Origin of the sequence: Catenuloplanes sp. NPDC051500 (assembly GCF_044454585.1) — a bacterium.
Taxonomy (GTDB): Bacteria; Actinomycetota; Actinomycetes; order Mycobacteriales; family Micromonosporaceae; genus Catenuloplanes.
On the sequence record NZ_JBITDX010000004.1, the window covers coordinates 477,276 to 493,438 of the forward strand.

Below are 16,163 nucleotides of genomic sequence, written 5' to 3' on the forward strand. Positions count from 1 at the left end.
CGGAACTTAATGAACGCCTAAGAAACGACCCTCGGACCGTCACGCGGTGTGACGGTCCGAGGGGAGGTTCTACAGGTTGCCGCGGCGCTCCTGCTCGCGCTCGATGGCCTGGAACAGCGCCTTGAAGTTGCCCTTGCCGAAGCCGAGCGATCCGTGCCGCTCGATCAGCTCGAAGAACACGGTCGGCCGGTCGCCGATCGGCGCGGTGAAGATCTGCAGCAGGTAGCCGTCCTCGTCCCGGTCGACAAGGATGCCGCGCGACTGCAGCTCCTCGACCGGCACGCGGACCTCGCCGATCCGGGCCCGCAGCGCCGGGTCCTCGTAGTAGGAGTCCGGCGTCGCCAGGAACTCCACGCCCTCGGCGCGCATCGCGTCAACGGTGCGCAGGATGTCGTTCGTGGCCAGCGCCAGGTGCTGCGCGCCCGGGCCGCCGTAGAACTCCAGGAACTCGTCGATCTGCGACTTCTTCCGGGCCGCGGCCGGCTCGTTCAGCGGGAACTTGACGCGGTGGTTGCCGTTCGCCACCACCTTGCTCATCAGCGCGGAGTAGTCGGTGGCGATGTCGTCGCCGATGAACTCCGCCATGTTCACGAAGCCCATGACCGAGCGGTAGAAGTTCACCCAGTCGTCCATCCGGCCCAGTTCGACGTTACCGACCACGTGGTCGAGCGCTTGGAAGAGCCGCTTCGGCGCGCCGTCGCGCTTGGTGTAAGCAGAGCTGCGTGCGACGTATCCGGGCAGGTAGGGGCCGCTGTAGCCGGAGCGGTCGACAAGTGTGTGCCGGGTGTCGCCGTAGGCCGCGATGGCAGCGATCCGGACCGTGCCGAACGAGTCCGTGACGTCGTGCGGGTCCTCGAGCACGGTCGCACCTGCCGAGCGGGCCTGGAGCACGCAGCGGTCCACGTCCGGCACCTCGAGCGCGATGTCCGAGACGCCGTCGCCGTGCGCGCGGTGGTGGTCGAGCAGCGGGCTGGCCGGGTCCACGCCGCCCTTGATCACGAACCGGCAGGAGCCGCTCTTCAGCACGTACGCCTTGTGGTCCCGGTTCCCGGTCTCCGGCCCGGAGTAGGCGACCAGCTCCATGCCGAACGCGGACTGGTAGAAGTGCGCGGTCTGGGTGGCGTTGCCGACGACGAAGACGACCGCGTCCCACCCGGTGACCGGGAACGGGTCGCGGCTGGCGTCGTATTCCACGAGGCCGACGAGTTGCCGGAGCGTGTCGGCGTCGAGCTGTGCCTGACGTTCCTGATCGGTGAGTGGCGCGCTGGTCACGGCGGGGCTCCAATCGACGGATGCCCCTATCGCACCGCTGAACCGCAAACGAAGCAATAGATGCGCGAACAGCTGAGCAGACGTCGGCCGTGACGGGGAACTGCTATACAAACTGCGTGATCGACGAGCTGGATGCCCGAATTTTGGAGATCTTCGCGGAGGACCCACGGATCGGCGTGCTTGAGGCGTCCCGGCGGCTCGGCGTGGCGCGCGGCACGGTGCAGGCCCGGCTCGACCGTCTGGAGCGGCGCAGGGTGATCACCTCGTTCGCGCCGTCCGTCTCGCCGGCCGCGCTCGGGTTCGAGGTGACCGCGTTCGTGACGCTTGAGATCCGGCAGGACGCCGGCCATGACGCGGTCGCCGGGCATCTGGCCGGCATCCCGGAGGTGCTTGAGGCGCACACTGTCACCGGCACCGCGGACCTGTTCCTGCGGGTGGTCGCGCGCAGCAACGCGGACCTGCAGCGGGTCATCGACCGGATCGTGGCGGTGCCGGCCATCGAGCGGTCGGCGAGCGTGATCGCGCTGGCTACCCAGATTCCGTACCGTGTGATGCCGTTGATCAGGGTTTCAGCAGCACCTTGATGGTGCCGCCGGTCTTCTTCTGGAACGCCTCGTAGGCGGCCGGCGCCTGGTCCAGCGGCATGTGGTGGGTGGCGAAGTCGTCCACGCCGAGTACGTCCTCGGAGCCGGTAAGCAGCGGCATGATCTCCGGCACCCAGCGCTTCACGTTCGCCTGGCCCATGCGCAGCTGAATCTGCTTGTCGAACATGGTGAGCATCGGCATCGGGTCGGCCATCCCGCCGTAGACGCCGACAAGCGAGATCGTGCCGCCCCGCCGGACCACGTCGATCGCGGTGTGCAGCGCGACCAGGCGGTCCACGCCCGCCTTCTCCATCACCTTCGCGGCGATCGCGTCCGGCAGCAGACCTGCGGCGCGTTGTGCGAACTTGCCGAGCGGCGCGCCGTGCGCCTCCATGCCGACCGCGTCGATCACCGAGTCCGGCCCGCGGCCGTCGGTCATGTCCCGGATCACGTCGCCGAGCTTGCCCTCGTGGTCGTCGAAGTCGAGCACCTCGGCGCCGTGCGCGGACGCCCGCGCGAGCCGCTCCGGGACCAGGTCGACCGCGATGATCCGGCCCGCGCCGAGGTGACGGGCCACCCGGACGCACATGTCGCCGATCGGGCCCAACCCGAGGATCGCCACGGTGCCGCCGGGCGGGACGGCCGCGTACCGCACCGCCTGCCACGCGGTCGGCAGCACGTCCGACAGGTAGACGAACCGGTCGTCAGGGGCGTCGGTGGGCACCACGATCGGGCCGTAGTGAGCGTGCGGCACGCGCAGGAACTCGGCCTGACCGCCCGGGATCTCGCCGTAGAGCTTCGTGTAGCCGAACAGCGCCGCGCCCATGCCGTGCGTACGCACCTGGGTGATCTCGCACTGTGTCTGCAGGCCCTGCTTGCACATGAAGCAGTCACCGCAGGAGATCTGGAACGGGATGACCACGCGGTCGCCGGGTTTCAGGCCGGAGACCTCCCGGCCGACCTCCTCGACGATGCCCATCGGCTCGTGCCCGAGGATGTCGCCGTCGCCCATGAACGGTCCCATCACCTCATAGAGGTGCAGGTCGGAGCCGCAGATCCCGGATGAGGTGACCCGGATGATCGCGTCCGTCGGGTAGTAGATCTCCGGATCCGGGACCGTCTCCACGCGAACGTCCCGCCGGCCGTGCCAGGTGACCGCCTTCATGTCCACAGGCTCACCCGCGGACATGAAGGCGGTGTCACTTATGCGAGATCACGCATAGGTCAGGCCGGGGACTCCGACTTGTCGCCCGCCCACTGCGTGTGGAACGAGCCGTCCTTGTCGGTCCGGCGGTAGGTGTGCGCGCCGAAGTTGTCGCGCAGGCCCTGGATCAGCGCGGCCGGCAGGCGGTCCCGGCGCAGGCTGTCGTAGTACGACAGCGACGACGAGAACGCTGGCGTCGGGATTCCCACTCGGGCCGAATCCGCGACGACGCGCCGCCACGAGTCCACCCCGCCGGAAACCGCCTCCGCGAAGTACGGCGCGACGAGCAGCGACGGCAGCTTCGGGTCCGCGTCGTACGCCTCACGGATGCGGTTCAGGAAGCGCGCCCGGATGATGCAGCCACCGCGCCAGATGGTGGCCATCGCGCCCGGGTCGATGCCCCAGGAGTACTCCTCCGAGCCGGCCTGGATCTGGTCGAAGCCCTGCGCGTACGCGACGACCTTCGACGCGTACAGCGCACGCCGGACGTCCTCGATGAACTGGTCCCGGTCGGTGACGTCAAGCGGCTCGACCGAGCTGCCGAACGCCCGCGCCGCGGCCGCCCGCTGGTCCGCGTGGCCGGAGATCGACCTGGCGAACGTGGCCTCCGCGATGCCGGTGATCGGCACGCCCAGGTCGAGCGCGGACTGCACGGTCCAGCGACCGGTGCCCTTCTGCTCCGCCTGGTCCTGCACGATGTCGACGAAGCCCTTGCCGGTCTCCGCGTCCACGTGCTTGAGGACCTGCGCGGTGATCTCGATCAGGAACGACTCCAGGTCACCCTGGTTCCACGTCTCGAAGATCTCCCCGATCTCGGCAGGCGTCGCGTTCAGGCCCTCGCGGAGCAGGTCGTACGCCTCCGCGATCAGCTGCATGTCCGCGTACTCGATGCCGTTGTGGACCATCTTCACGAAGTGGCCGGCGCCGTCCGGGCCGACGTGCACGCAGCACGCCACGCCGTCCACCTTGGCCGAAATCGCCTCGAACATCGGGCCGAGCTTCTGGTACGACTCCGGCGAGCCACCGGGCATGATGCTCGGGCCGAGCAGCGCGCCCTCCTCGCCGCCGGACACGCCCGTACCCACGAAGTGCAAGCCCTGGGCGCGCAGCGCCTCCTCACGGCGACGCGTGTCCGCGAAGTGTGCGTTGCCGCAGTCGATGACGATGTCGCCCTCTTCAAGCAGCGGCACCAGCTCGTCGATGACCGCGTCCGTCGGGCCGCCGGCCTTGACCATGATGATCACGGCACGCGGGCGCTCAAGCGACGCGACGAACTCCTCAAGCGACTCGCCGGGAATGAACGTGCCCTCGTCGCCGTGGTCGGCGATCAGGGTGCGGGTGCGCTCGGGCGAGCGGTTGTGCACGGCGACCGTGAAGCCGTTACGGGCGAGGTTACGGGCCAGATTGCGCCCCATGACTGCAAGGCCTGTGACACCGATCTGCGCCTTGCCGGTCTTCTCTTCGCTCATCGGTTCTCGCTTTTCTCGTGTGTGTGCCCCGGTCTTCGGGTCCGACTTTGCCACGAATGCAGCCCGCCGTCCGTGTGTCACATCGCATGTGGGACGGCTATGGGGCGATACGGGGTGAACCGGTCCTCCGGTTCAGTTCGATCCCGAGGGCGGTTCGGATGACGGTAAGGTGGCGAGATCGTGTCATGCGCGGAAACGGCTCAGGTCGGTGCCGCTGCCGCCGATGTCGCGGCATCGTTGGAGAGGAGCGCCACATGGCTAAGAAGTCGAAGAAGGACAAGAAGAAGGACAAGAAGAACAAGAAGAAGAAGTAACTCTCCGCTGGCCGGCCGGGCGCGCCCCGGCCGGCCGCGCAGTTTCTGGCTGGCGCGTCCGCCTTCTGGCTAGGGTGTCCCGCGTGACTGCACCACCACGCCCCGGACCCGCGCTCCGCTTCGCCGGCCCCCAGCTGAACCCCGCCGTGCGCTCGTTCCTGAGCAACGAGGCCGGCAGCGGCGCCGCGCTCCTGATCGGCACCGTGCTCGCCATCGCCTGGGCGAACTCCCCCTGGTGGGAGTCGTACTTCGCGCTCTGGCACACCGAGGTCTCGCTTCACGTCGGCGGCTGGGCCCTGGAGATGGACCTCCACCACGTCATCAACGACGCGTTGATGGCCGTGTTCTTCCTGGTCCTCGGCCTGGAAATCAGCCGGGAGGCGGTCTCCGGCGAGCTGCGCGACCGCCGCACCATGCTCGTACCCACGCTCGGCGCCGTCGGCGGCATGCTCGTGCCGATCGCCATCTTCCTGGCCGTCAACCCGTCCGGCGACGCCGCCCGCGGGTGGGGCGTGGTGATGTCCACGGACACCGCGTTCGTGCTCGGCGTGCTGGCACTCTTCGGCCCGCGCTGCCCCGACCAGCTCCGTGTCTTCCTGCTCACACTCGCGGTCGTCGACGACATCGGCGCGATCGGCGTGCTCGCGGTCTTCTACACCGACACCGTCAACGTCGGCCCGCTGCTCGTCGCCGCGGTGCTGCTCGGCATGGTGCTGCTGCTGCGCTGGCTGGGCGTGTGGCGGCTCGCGCCGTACGTGGTCCTCACCATCGCCATGTGGATAGCGGTCTACGAGTCAGGCGTCCACCCCACGCTTGCCGGCGTGCTGATCGGCCTGTCCATCTCCGCCAAGCCCGCGTCCCCGGAGCAGATCCGCCGGGTCGCACTCTTCGGCCGCGCGCTCGTGGAGTCGCAGAGCGCCGAACGCGCACAGCTGGCCATCCTCCAGGCATCCGCGACGGTAAGCGCCAGCGAACGCATGGAACGCCGCCTCCACCCCTGGTCCGCGTACCTGGTCATCCCCGCATTCGGCCTGGCCAACGCGGGCGTGCGCCTCACCGGCGACGTGGTCCGGGACGCGCTGGCCTCACCACTCACCATCGGCGTGATCGTCGCGCTCGTGGTCGGCAACACCATCGGCATCTTCGGCGCGTCCTGGCTCGCGCTGCGTACCGGCCTGGGCGTGCTGCCCGGCCGCGTCCGCTACAGCCACCTGCTCGGCGGCGCGATCCTGGCCGGCATGGGCTTCACCATCTCGCTGTTCATCACCGACCTGGCCTTCGACGACCAGCAGCTCCGCGACCAGGCGAAGATCGGCATCCTGGCCGGCTCGTTCATCGCGGCCGCGATCGGCGCCTGGGTGATCCGCTGGATGGGCGAGCGCTCCCCCCTCTGCTCCCCGTCCAGCGACTCACCACCAGCACTCCCGCCGCTGCCATGGATCGCCCCGGTCCCACCCGGCGCGTCAGCTGCTCCGGCCGCTGTTCCGGCGGCGGCTCCGGCCGCTGTTCCGGTCTCGATCGGCGCTGCTGCACCTTCGTCGTCCTCACCCTCGGCGTCCCCATCCCCGGCCTCCTCATCCTCGGCGTCCTCGGAGGCTGGCGGGCCGTCCGAGATGGACCTGTCCGACGCGCCGCAGAGATGCGAGCCGACTACACCGTCTCCAGAGACGAAAGAGCCTTAAGAGCTTTATCTACCCATGCCCGCGGGGCTTGCGACCCGCATGCTCCCGCGGGCACCGGTCGTCGCCCAGGGCTCCTCCCTGCGCGATCCGTGGTCGCAAGTGCAAGACCCGGCCGGCCTCAATCTGCCTGGCTGGCCTCGGTCTGCCTGGCTGGCCTCGGTCTGCCCGGCTGATCAACGGCTGCCCGGCTGGCCTCGGTCAGCCCGAGAAACGTTTAACTCCTCGGCGGGCCTTGATCTGCCCGGCGGGCCTTGATCTGCCAGGCAGGCGTTGATCAGCTCGGCTGGTGGAGCAGGGGTGCCGGGGCCTGGTTCTGCATCTGCTGGAAGATCATCGAGGTGCGGAAGCCGGTGATCTCGCGGCGCTTGCTCAGATGATCGAGCAGGAACGCGTGCAGGTGGTCCAGGTCCGGCACCGCCACGTGCAGCAGAAAATCGTCGCCACCGGCCAGCACGAACACGCTGAGCACCTCCGCCATCTCGCTCGCCGCGGCCTTGAACGCGTTGATCACGTCCCGATTCAGCGGCCGCACCTGGACCGACACCATGGCCTGCACGCCGCGCCCGATAGCGCCCGGATCGATGTCCGCGTGGTAGCCGCGGATCACGCCCCGCCGGGTGAGCGCGCGAACCCGCTCCAGACACGTCGACGGCGCGATGCCGAGCTGCCGGGCCAGCTCCCGGTTGGAGAGCCGCGCATCCGACTGAAGGAGGCGGATCAGCGCCGAATCTAGTTCGTCCATGACCCGACTATGGCAGCCGATTCCGATCAAACGTTCGGTCAGGGCGCGTATCACCGTGCGCACTGCCTAACTTCAGCCGCATGAAACGGCTCAATATTCGGCACGGCACCGCGCTCCTGCTCGGCGGCGTGCTCAGCCCCGGCGTGCTCGTGCTGCCCCAGCTCGGCGCCGCCGTCGCCGGCCCCGCGTCCGTCCTAGCCTGGGCCGCACTGCTGCTGCTCAGCGCGCCGGTCGCGGTCACCTTCGCGACGCTCGGCATGCGGTACCCGGACGGCGGCGGCGTGGCCGCGTTCACCCGCCGCGCGTTCGGTGACCGTACCGCCGCGGTCGTGGGAATCTGGTTCTACGGCGTGATCCCGATCGGCACGTTCGCCGGCGCGCTGGTCGGCGCGGAGCAGGCCGCCGCCGCGCTGGGCCTGGGCCGCGCCGCCGCGCTTACCGGCGCGGTGCTGCTGATGGCCGCCGCGTTCGCCGCAAACGCCGCCGGCCTGCACACCTCCGGCCGCGTCCAGATGTGGCTGCTCACGCTCCTGGTCATGCTGCTCACCACCGCCGTGATCACCGCGGGGACCCATGCCACCTCCGCGAACCTCACGCCCTTCGCCCCGCACGGCCTCGGTGGCATCGCCGTCGCCATCGGCGTCCTCCTCTTCGCCTTCGTCGGCTGGGAAGCCGCCAGCCACCTCTCCGCCGAGTTCAGCGCCGACGGTGCCCCCGGCGCCGGCGGTACAGGCAGCGCGCACAGTGTCGGCGGTGCCAGTGCCGCCGTTCGGCTCCCGTCCGGTGCCAGCGGTGCCGACAGCACCGACGGCGTCAGTGGTGCCAGTGGTGCCAGTGGCATCAGCGGTGTCGGCGGTGCCGCCGGTGCCGGGGGTGGAGGCCATGCGGGTGGGCGGCGGGTGCTGTTGCGGTCCACGCAAGCGGCGCTGGCGATCGTCGGCGCGTTGTATCTGGCGCTGGCGGTGGCGACCGTGGGCGTGCTGGGGCCGAGGGCGGCCGAGCCGGGCGCGCTGGGCGCACTGCTGGAAACCGGGATCGGCCCGGCGTCGCGGCCGATCCTGGCGGTCGCTGCCGTGCTGCTCAGCTTCGGCGGGATCAACACCTACCTGGCGGGCGCGTCCCGGTTGGGTGCGGCGCTGGCCCGGGATGGCGTGCTGCCGCGCTGGTTCGCCCGTGGCGGGGAGCCCGGCGCGGTCCCGGCCCGGAGCCTCGGACTTCTCGGCGCGATGACCGCGCTGTTCGCCGTACCCATCGTGGTGCTCGATCTGGACCTTGACTTCCTGCTGCGGGTGACGGCGGCGTGCCTGGCCGCGGTCACCGTGGTCGGCGCCGCTTCCGCGGTCCGGCTCCTCCCGCCCGGCCGCGAGCGCCGCACCGCGATCACCGCCACCCTGTTGTCAGCGGCCGCGCTGGCCTGCTGCGGCGCCTACCTGATCGTCCCGATCCTGCTGGGGGTCGGCACACTGCTCACGGTCCGCCGCCGGAAGCCGGCGTTCGTGCCTGTCGCGGCCGTGCGGACGGTGCAGATGAGATAAGCGGACTGTCTGTCGTTTCGTCGATCGTCCTTCGTCAGCGCGACGGCGCGGCCGGTTCCGGGGCGACGCGCGGAGCCTTCCCACACGGCGAGGGTTGCCTGCGGAGCGATTCTGTTGCCCATTCGCGTTCCGCCGTCTGGGGTCCCGCGGTCGAAAGGGCTGGGTTGCGGTGAGCCGTTTCGGCTGGTCGTTGTGCTTGCGGTGCGGGAGAGCAGCACGGCTGTCGTCTCAGCGGCGGCGGGTCGAGGCGGCTGCGGCCTGGTGGGTGCAAGGACCGGCACCGAGGCCGCGGGTCGCGCAGGTGTGCGGGCTGGTCGCGGCGCTTCCGCAGGTCTCAGGGCCGGGCAGCAAGGCCGAGCCCCACCGGATCCGACGATGTCACGACACAGCTCACGCTCACGACCCGCCTCATGGAGGTTCTCGGTCAGTTTCCAGGTTCGGGCGCTGCGCGCCCGACATTTCGTCATACAGGTACCGCCTGGGCGTTCATCCTGACGCGCCGAAAGATCAGTAAGGCCCGCATCAAGATCCTTGCGGTTCTGGTGGCCCTTATCGCGCTCGGATAAGGGCCACCAGAACCGCAAGGATCTTGCATCCCATCAGATGGACGCGAGATCCCGACCAACGAACCAATCTCGGTGCGGAGCACCCAACTTGCCGTGGCGACACACCAGAGCCAAGATCGACCGGCCCTTCGGGCAAGCTCCCGGCTTCGGTGCTGGTTCTTGCGGCCGCCCAGGCGGAGGCCAACCGCCGTCTCGGCTTCGGCGCTGGCCCTTGCGGCCGCCCAGGCGGAGGTCATCCGCCCTCCCGGCTTCGGTGCTGGTTCTTGCGGCCGCCTGGGCGGGGGTCAATCGCCGTCTCGGCTTCGGTGCCGGTTCTTGCCGCCGCCCGGGCGGAGGTCAACTGCCGTCTCGGCTTCGCGCTGGCCCTTGCGGCTACCCGGGGCGGAGGTCAACCAGCCTCCCGCTACACCCGCTGCCGAAGTGCCGGCCCGTGTGACCGCCCGGACCGCAGCCGCCCTGACCAGCCGCCGCTCAGACGGCGGCCGTGCTGCCCCCTGCGTGCCGCGAGACCGCCGACCGCCGGGACCGATCCGACACACTCCTGGCCGCGATGTCAGCTCGATCGTCAGGCCCCGGACCACCGCACGCGAATGGGCAGCAGCGTCGGGAGCGACTCCGCTGCCATGTCGAGGTGGCTCAGTTATCGCTTGATCAACCCAGTACTCGCCGGAAATATCGGGAAAGTCCCCTACTGCCGGCTCGTCGCCGCTGTCCTCAATCAGCAACGGCAGATAGATCGACGGTCAGGTGAGGCGTGTGCACGCTATTCGCGACGAATGGCGTGCACACGCCTCACCTGACGCCAGCCACCCTTGCCACTTCTCCACATTCCACCCATATCGCCGCTACGCCACCCGCCTCTGAGCTGGTGTCGCGTGCGCGGCACACAAAGGTTGCTGCCCAGCCGTGCCATCGACCCGCCCCCTTTCGAGAGTCGACTGGTAGCCGGGCCGCTGCCAACGAGCCGGAACCCATACCGCCCAGCGCGACCAACAGCACGCGCCCACCACGCAAGCCGGAACCCGGCGAACCCAGCGAGACCAGCAGACTCGCAAGGAACCGCGGCAGGGCTGTGGGGTAAGGCTCGCACCGGCCGATGGCTCGCACCGGCCGATGGCTCGCACCGGCCGATGGCTCGCACCGGCCGATGGCCCGTACCGCAGCCAGCACCTGAAAGCAGGTCTACACGCCTGTTGTTCCGTCGACGGCCTCGCGGATGAGGTCGGCGTGGCCGTTGTGGCGGGCGTACTCGTGGATTATGTGGAGGAGGACCCAGCGGAGGGAGACCTGCTGGCCGCTGCGCGAGTGCCAGCCGGTGACGTCGAGTGTCGGGGCGGCGGCCTCGATCTCGCGGGCGCGGGCCACCTCCGCCTCCCAGGCCGCGAACGCCTCGGCGCCGGTGGCGTCACGGGCGTCGTAGGCGACCTGGAAGTCGCCGGAGTCGGACCAGACAAGTGGTACGTCCTCGGCGGTGAGTACGCGGCGGAACCAGGTGCGCTCGACCTCGGCCATGTGACGGACCAGGCCGAGCAGCGAGAGCGTGGACGGCGGTGACGCGGCCTCGCGCAGCTGTGCGTCGGTCAGCCCGGCGCACTTGTACGCGAGCGTCGCCCGGTGGAAGTCGAGCATGGCGCGAACCATCGTGCGTTCGTCGCCCTGTACGGGGGCGGAGGGCCGGTCGGTCATGCGCGGCGCGCCGTTAGGCTTGTCGCGCGGCGGAGGTCGGCGAGCTCGATCCGGCCCTCGAAGGGCACGTCGTTGATCAGCAGGCTGGGCGTGCCGGCGATGCCGCACTCGACGCCGGCCAGGTAGTCCTCCTGGACCTTCGGCGCGAACTGCTGTGCGGCCTCGCCGGTGGCCAGCGACGGGTCCGCGCCGACCGCCTCCGCGTAGTGCCTGAGGAACGTGTCCTCCAGACGATCCTGCTTCTTGAACAGCACGCGGTGCATGTCCCAGAAGACGCCGGCGCCGACTGTTGACTCGGCTGCGAGCGCGGCGGTCAGCGCGAACGGGTGGATCTCGAACAGCGGGAAGTTGCGGAAGATCAGGCGGACCTGCCCGTCCGACTCCTCGACCAGCCGGTGCAGGATCGGCGCGGCGGCGGCGCAGTACGGGCACTGGTAGTCGCCGTACTCCGTCACGGTCACGGGGGCGTCGACGTTGCCGAACACATGGTCCATGCCCCCCATCTTCGTCAGTCGACCGCCACCTCGACAACCGAGTCCTCGCTCACCCGGGCCGGGTAGACCGGCAGCGAGACGCCCGGCACGTCCAGGCACTCGCCGGTGCGCAGGTCGTAGACCTGTTTGTGCAGCGGGGACGCCACTGTCGGCGCGGCGCCGCGGCTGCCGACGATGCCACGGGACATCACGTACGCGTGCGAGATCGGGTCCTGGTTGCCGACCGCGAACAGCTCACCGTCGGAGGTGCGGAACAGCGCCACCTGGACGCTGCCGACCAGCGCGGCCACGCCCCGGTCGGGTTCGAGGCGGTGCAGCGGGCAGACGGGCTGGAAGGTCACGTCGATGATCATGCAGGGCTCCCGATGGACGTGGCCGGCATGCCGAGCAGCACCGGCTGGCGTGTGCCTGAGTCGGTCGGCACCGGCACCGGCTGGCCGCGCTCGACAGTGAAGCTGATCGACGGGTCGGGGGCGTCCGGCGCGTTGACGAACGAGACGAAGCGGGACAAGCGCTCTGGATCATCAAGCGTCGCGGCCCACTCATCCGCATAATTCGTGACATGCCCGGCCATGGCGGCGTCCAGTTCCGCGCACAGGCCGAGCGAGTCGTGCACGATCACGTCCCGCAGGTGCTCGATCCCGCCGTCAAGCGACTCGATCCAGGCGGCGGTGCGCTGCAGGCGGTCCGCGCTGCGGATATAGAAGATCAGGAAGCGGTCGATGGTACGGACCAGCTCCTCGGTCGTCAGGTCCGTGGCGAACAGGTCCGCGTGCCGGGGGCGGAAACCGCCGTTGCCGCCGACATACAGGTTCCAGCCGTTGTCAGTGGCGATGATGCCGAAGTCCTTGCTGCGCGCCTCCGCACACTCGCGCGCACAGCCGGAGACCGCGGACTTCAGCTTGTGCGGCGAACGCAGCCCGCGGTAGCGCAGCTCAAGTGCCACGGCCAGCCCGACCGAGTCCTGCACGCCGTACCGGCACCAGGTGGACCCGACGCACGACTTGATTGTCCGCAGCGACTTGCCGTACGCGTGCCCGCTCTCGAACCCGGCGTCGACAAGCCGCTTCCAGATCAGCGGCAGCTGTTCCACCCGCGCGCCGAACATGTCGATCCGCTGCCCGCCGGTGATCTTCGTGTACAGGTTGAAGTCGCGCGCCACCTCGCCGATCACGATCAGCTTCTCCGGCGTGATCTCCCCGCCCGGGATCCGCGGCACGACCGAGTACGTACCGTTGCGCTGGATGTTCGCAAGGAAGTGGTCGTTGGTGTCCTGAAGCGAGGCCTGCTCGCCCTCCAGCACGTACCCGGTGTTCAGCGACGCCAGGATCGAGGCGACGGCAGGCTTGCAGATGTCGCAGCCCTTCCCGCGGCCGAGTTCGCCGATCAGCGCGGAGAACGACCGGATGCCGCGCACCCGGACAATGTCGAACAGCTCCTGGCGCGAGTGGTCGAAGTGCTCGCACAGCGCCTTCGACTGGGCCACACCCTCCAAGGTCAAAAGCTGTTTCAGCATGGGTACGCAGGAGCCGCAGCTGGTCCCGGCGCGTGTGCAGGCCTTGAGCGCCGGCACGTCCGCGCAGCCCTGTGCATGGATCGCGTCCACGATCGCGTCCTTGGTGACCGCGTTGCACGAACACACCTGCGCCGATCCGGGCAGCGCGGCGAGTCCGGCGCCCGGGTCCACCTCCGCCCCGGCCGGTGCCAGGAGGGCCAGCGGGGGAGCGGACAGCGCCAGCCCCACTCCGGCCCGCAGCGTCGGATAGGCGCTCGCGTCGCCGATCAGCACGCCGCCGAGCAGCGTGGACGCGTCGTCGGAGAGCACCAGCTTGGCGTAGACGCGGGTGGCCGGGTCGGTGAACGTCACGTCCAGGCAGCCCTCGGTGGTGCCGTGCGCGTCGCCGAACGAGGCCACGTCCACGCCGAGCAACTTCAGCTTGGTGGACATGTCCGCGCCCGGGAAGGTGGCCGCGCCGCCCATCAGCCGGTCCGCGACCACCTCGGCCTGCGCGTATCCGGGCGCGACCAGGCCGTAACAGACGCCGTCCACTGCCGCGCACTCGCCGACCGCGTAGACGTCGGCTTCAGAGGTCTCGCACCGGGAGTCGACCAGGATGCCGCCCCGGGCACCGGTGGCCAGCCCGGCCGCACGGGCCACGTCGTCGCGGGGGCGGATGCCGGCCGCCACGATCACCATGTCGGCCTTGACAAGCGCGCCGTTGGAGAGGCTCAGGCTCGCGACCGTGCCGTCCTCGCCGGCGTTGAGCGCTGTGGTGCCGGTCCCGGTGTGGACGGTCACGCCGAGGTCCTCGACGTAGCGGCGGAGCATCGCGCCACCGGCCTCGTCGACCTGCACCGGCATCAGCCGCGGCGCGAACTCGACCACGTGCGTGGCCAGGCCGAGCAGCCGCATCGCGTTCGCGGCCTCCAGGCCGAGCAGCCCGCCGCCGATCACCGCGCCGATGGTCCGGCCCTGGGCGTACTCGCGGATGGCGACGAGGTCGTCAAGCGTGCGGTAGACGAACACGCCGGGCAGGTCCTTCCCCTCGACCGGCGGGACGAACGGGTACGAACCGGTCGCGAAGACCAGCGCGTCGTAGGGGTAAGCAGAGCTGTCGGTGAGCACGGTCCGGCTTTGGAGATCCACTTTCCGGGCCGGTTCGCCCAGCCGCAGATCCACGCCCGCGTCCGGGGTGTGCAGGTTCAGGTCCTCGGCCGACGAGCCGTCGAAGAACGCGGAAAGCTTCACCCGGTCGTACGCGGCCCGCCCCTCCTCCGCAAGCACCGTGACCGACCAGGCGTGGTCGGTGTCCCGTGCGCGCACCGCCTCGATCAGCCGCTGCCCGACCATCCCGTTACCGATGATCACAAGCCGCTTCATGCCACAACCTCCGAAGCCGGGGCGTCCACAGCGGACAGCCAATCGACGATGCCGCGGACCGCATCCGTGCAGGTCCCGCAGCCGGTGGTGGCCCGCGTCGCGGCGACCACGTCACCGGTCGAACGGGCCCCCGCGCGCCAGCAGCGCACCAGCGCGCCCTTGCTGACGTTGTTGCACTGGCAGACGGTGGCGGCATCCGGCATCAGCGCCGGCGACTCGGCCACCGTGACCGGCGCCGCGCCGAGCGCCCGGCCGAGCAGCAGCGCCCGGCGGTCGCCCGGCACCGGCGTGCCACGGTCGAAGAGCTGGATGACGGTGCCGATCGCCGGGTTGTCGCCAAGCATGATCGCGCCGGCCAGCCGGTCCCCGTCGATGACCAGCCGCGCATAGGTACCGCGCGCCGGATCGGAGAACGTCAGCTCCTCGATCCGGCCGGTGCCCGCGGCGCCTCCCGTGCCCACCCCGGTTCCCGTGCCTGCGGCGGCTTCCGTGCCCGCGCCGGCTCCCGTGCCCGCCCCGGTTCCCGTGCCTGCGGCGGTTTCCGTGCCTGCGGCGGTTTCCGTGCCTGCGGCGGTTTCCGTGCCTGCGGCGCCTCCCGTGCCCGCGCCGCCTCCCGTGCCTGCGGTGACTCCCGTGCCCGCGGCGAGCGCGGCGCCCGCGGGCATCCCGAGGCCGGGAAGCAGGCCCATCGCCGCCAGGTCGATGCCGGCGGCCTTCAGCCGGGTCACCACCGCGGGCGGGCGGTAGACCGCGTCGGGATCATCGCCGGTCAGCCGCGCTGCCACTACGCGTGCCTGCTCCCAGGCAGGTGCGACCAGCCCGCCGGTGACGCCGTCGTGCTCCGCGCAGTCGCCGATCGCCGAGACGTGCGGGTCCGAGGTGCGCATCGCGTCGTCGACAAGCACGCCGCGGCCCACGTCAAGTCCCGCCCCGCGCGCCAGCCCGGTCTCGGCCCGCACACCGCACGCCAGCACCAGCAGGTCGGTGATCAGCGCCCGGCCGTCGCCCAGCCGCACGGTGACCTGGTCCGGCCCGCTCTCGACCGCAACGGTCGACGCGTCGAGCACACATTCAATGCCAAGATCCGCGAGGGTACGGGTGAGCACGCCGCTCGCCCCGGCGTCGATCTGCCGGTTCATCAGCCGGTCAACGGCGTGCACCACGCGCACCGAGAGTCCCCGCGCGGTCAGCCCGCGCGCCGCCTCCAGCCCGAGCAGCCCGCCACCGAGCACGATCGCGGTCCGCGCCCGCTCCGCCACCGCCAGGATCCGCCGGCAGTCATCAAGCGTGCGAAACACCGCCACCCGCTCCGGCAACCCACCCGAATCCGCACCCGGCCGGCCCGTGTCCGTCGGGTCCGGGTGACCTGCGCCCATGGAACCGGAGCCCGCCAGCCCGGGGATCGGCGGGATGATTGCCGTGCCGCCGGTGGCCAGGACCAGGTGGTCGTAGGGGAGGACCTCGCCGCACGCGGTGGTCACGGTGCGCGCCGCGCGGTCGATTGCCACCACGGCCGCGCCGGGTCGCACGTCCACGCCGTGCCCGGCCGCCTCGGTGATCTCCACGTCTGCCTCGCCGATCTTGCCGGCTAGCAGGTTGGACAGCATGATCCGGTTGTAGGCGCGGTGCGGTTCCGCGCCAAGCACTGTGACTTTCACGTCCGCCTCGCGCGCCCGCAGTTCGGCCGCGAGTCGGGAGCCGGCCATGCCGTACCCGATGATGATGACCTTCAAG

The 16,163-nt window shown here is 70.4% G+C and carries 12 protein-coding genes; 3 read left to right on the forward strand and 9 right to left on the reverse strand.

Going from position 1 to position 16,163, the window contains the following annotated elements; genetic code table 11:
* Positions 1–69: 69 nt before the first annotated feature.
* On the reverse strand, positions 70–1,272 hold the full coding sequence (gene hppD, locus ACIA8K_RS11460; protein WP_396057523.1) for a 4-hydroxyphenylpyruvate dioxygenase: 1,203 nt from the start codon (positions 1,270–1,272) through the stop codon (positions 70–72).
* A 116-nt stretch (positions 1,273–1,388) separates the two neighbouring features.
* Between hppD and ACIA8K_RS11465 the strand changes: the two genes are divergently transcribed.
* On the forward strand, positions 1,389–1,856 hold the full coding sequence (locus ACIA8K_RS11465) for an Lrp/AsnC family transcriptional regulator (RefSeq protein ID WP_396057525.1): 468 nt from the start codon (positions 1,389–1,391) through the stop codon (positions 1,854–1,856).
* On the opposite strand, the gene ACIA8K_RS11470 is transcribed toward ACIA8K_RS11465, so the two are convergent.
* Positions 1,834–3,021 (reverse strand): zinc-dependent alcohol dehydrogenase, encoded by a 1,188-nt coding sequence (locus tag ACIA8K_RS11470; protein WP_396057660.1) that lies wholly within the window; start codon positions 3,019–3,021, stop codon positions 1,834–1,836. The two genes, ACIA8K_RS11465 and ACIA8K_RS11470, sit on opposite strands and share 23 nt — an antisense overlap.
* A 59-nt stretch (positions 3,022–3,080) precedes the next feature.
* Entirely contained in the window at positions 3,081–4,529 is a 1,449-nt protein-coding gene (gndA, locus tag ACIA8K_RS11475) for an NADP-dependent phosphogluconate dehydrogenase (protein ID WP_396057527.1), read from the reverse strand.
* A 397-nt stretch (positions 4,530–4,926) separates the two neighbouring features.
* On the opposite strand from gndA, the gene nhaA reads away from it, so the two are divergent.
* Positions 4,927–6,525 (forward strand): Na+/H+ antiporter NhaA, encoded by a 1,599-nt coding sequence (gene nhaA / locus ACIA8K_RS11480; RefSeq protein ID WP_396057529.1) that lies wholly within the window; start codon positions 4,927–4,929, stop codon positions 6,523–6,525.
* A 274-nt stretch (positions 6,526–6,799) separates the two neighbouring features.
* Here the strand turns inward: nhaA and ACIA8K_RS11485 are convergent, their stop codons facing one another.
* Positions 6,800–7,267 (reverse strand): Lrp/AsnC family transcriptional regulator, encoded by a 468-nt coding sequence (locus ACIA8K_RS11485; protein WP_396057531.1) that lies wholly within the window; start codon positions 7,265–7,267, stop codon positions 6,800–6,802.
* Between the two features lie 80 nt (positions 7,268–7,347).
* Between ACIA8K_RS11485 and ACIA8K_RS11490 the strand changes: the two genes are divergently transcribed.
* Positions 7,348–8,802 (forward strand): APC family permease, encoded by a 1,455-nt coding sequence (locus ACIA8K_RS11490; protein ID WP_396057533.1) that lies wholly within the window; start codon positions 7,348–7,350, stop codon positions 8,800–8,802.
* Positions 8,803–10,550: 1,748 nt separating this feature from the next.
* Here ACIA8K_RS11490 and ACIA8K_RS11495 read toward each other — a convergent pair.
* The 5 genes from ACIA8K_RS11495 to ACIA8K_RS11515 are packed head-to-tail and all read right to left on the reverse strand — an operon-like array spanning position 10,551 to position 16,162.
* Positions 10,551–11,054 (reverse strand): DinB family protein, encoded by a 504-nt coding sequence (locus ACIA8K_RS11495; protein ID WP_396057535.1) that lies wholly within the window; start codon positions 11,052–11,054, stop codon positions 10,551–10,553.
* Complete coding sequence (locus ACIA8K_RS11500) at positions 11,051–11,548, reverse strand: DsbA family protein (protein WP_396057537.1); 498 nt, start codon at positions 11,546–11,548, stop codon at positions 11,051–11,053. The genes ACIA8K_RS11495 and ACIA8K_RS11500 overlap by 4 nt, the downstream gene beginning before the upstream one ends.
* A gap of 14 nt (positions 11,549–11,562) precedes the next feature.
* Positions 11,563–11,901 (reverse strand): nitrite reductase small subunit NirD, encoded by a 339-nt coding sequence (gene nirD, locus ACIA8K_RS11505; protein ID WP_396057539.1) that lies wholly within the window; start codon positions 11,899–11,901, stop codon positions 11,563–11,565.
* Positions 11,898–14,429, reverse strand: a complete 2,532-nt coding sequence (nirB, locus tag ACIA8K_RS11510) for a nitrite reductase large subunit NirB (RefSeq protein WP_396057541.1) — start codon at positions 14,427–14,429, stop codon at positions 11,898–11,900. The genes nirD and nirB overlap by 4 nt, the downstream gene beginning before the upstream one ends.
* Positions 14,426–16,162: an FAD-dependent oxidoreductase gene (locus ACIA8K_RS11515; protein WP_396057543.1), complete on the reverse strand. Its 1,737-nt coding sequence runs from the start codon at positions 16,160–16,162 to the stop codon at positions 14,426–14,428. Before ACIA8K_RS11515 ends, nirB begins: the two co-directional genes overlap by 4 nt.
* Between the last annotated feature and the right edge of the window lies 1 nt (position 16,163).

Excerpts from the sequence above, each read along its gene's own strand:
- ACIA8K_RS11500 (WP_396057537.1), bottom strand. The coding sequence starts at position 11,548 with ATGGACCATGTGTTCGGCAACGTCGACGCCCCCGTGACCGTGACGGAG.
- ACIA8K_RS11495 (WP_396057535.1), bottom strand. The coding sequence starts at position 11,054 with ATGACCGACCGGCCCTCCGCCCCCGTACAGGGCGACGAACGCACGATG.
- gndA (WP_396057527.1), bottom strand. The coding sequence starts at position 4,529 with ATGAGCGAAGAGAAGACCGGCAAGGCGCAGATCGGTGTCACAGGCCTT.
- ACIA8K_RS11490 (WP_396057533.1), top strand. The coding sequence starts at position 7,348 with ATGAAACGGCTCAATATTCGGCACGGCACCGCGCTCCTGCTCGGCGGC.
- nirD (WP_396057539.1), bottom strand. The coding sequence starts at position 11,901 with ATGATCATCGACGTGACCTTCCAGCCCGTCTGCCCGCTGCACCGCCTC.
- ACIA8K_RS11470 (WP_396057660.1), bottom strand. The coding sequence starts at position 3,021 with ATGAAGGCGGTCACCTGGCACGGCCGGCGGGACGTTCGCGTGGAGACG.
- nirB (WP_396057541.1), bottom strand. The coding sequence starts at position 14,429 with ATGAAGCGGCTTGTGATCATCGGTAACGGGATGGTCGGGCAGCGGCTG.
- ACIA8K_RS11485 (WP_396057531.1), bottom strand. The coding sequence starts at position 7,267 with ATGGACGAACTAGATTCGGCGCTGATCCGCCTCCTTCAGTCGGATGCG.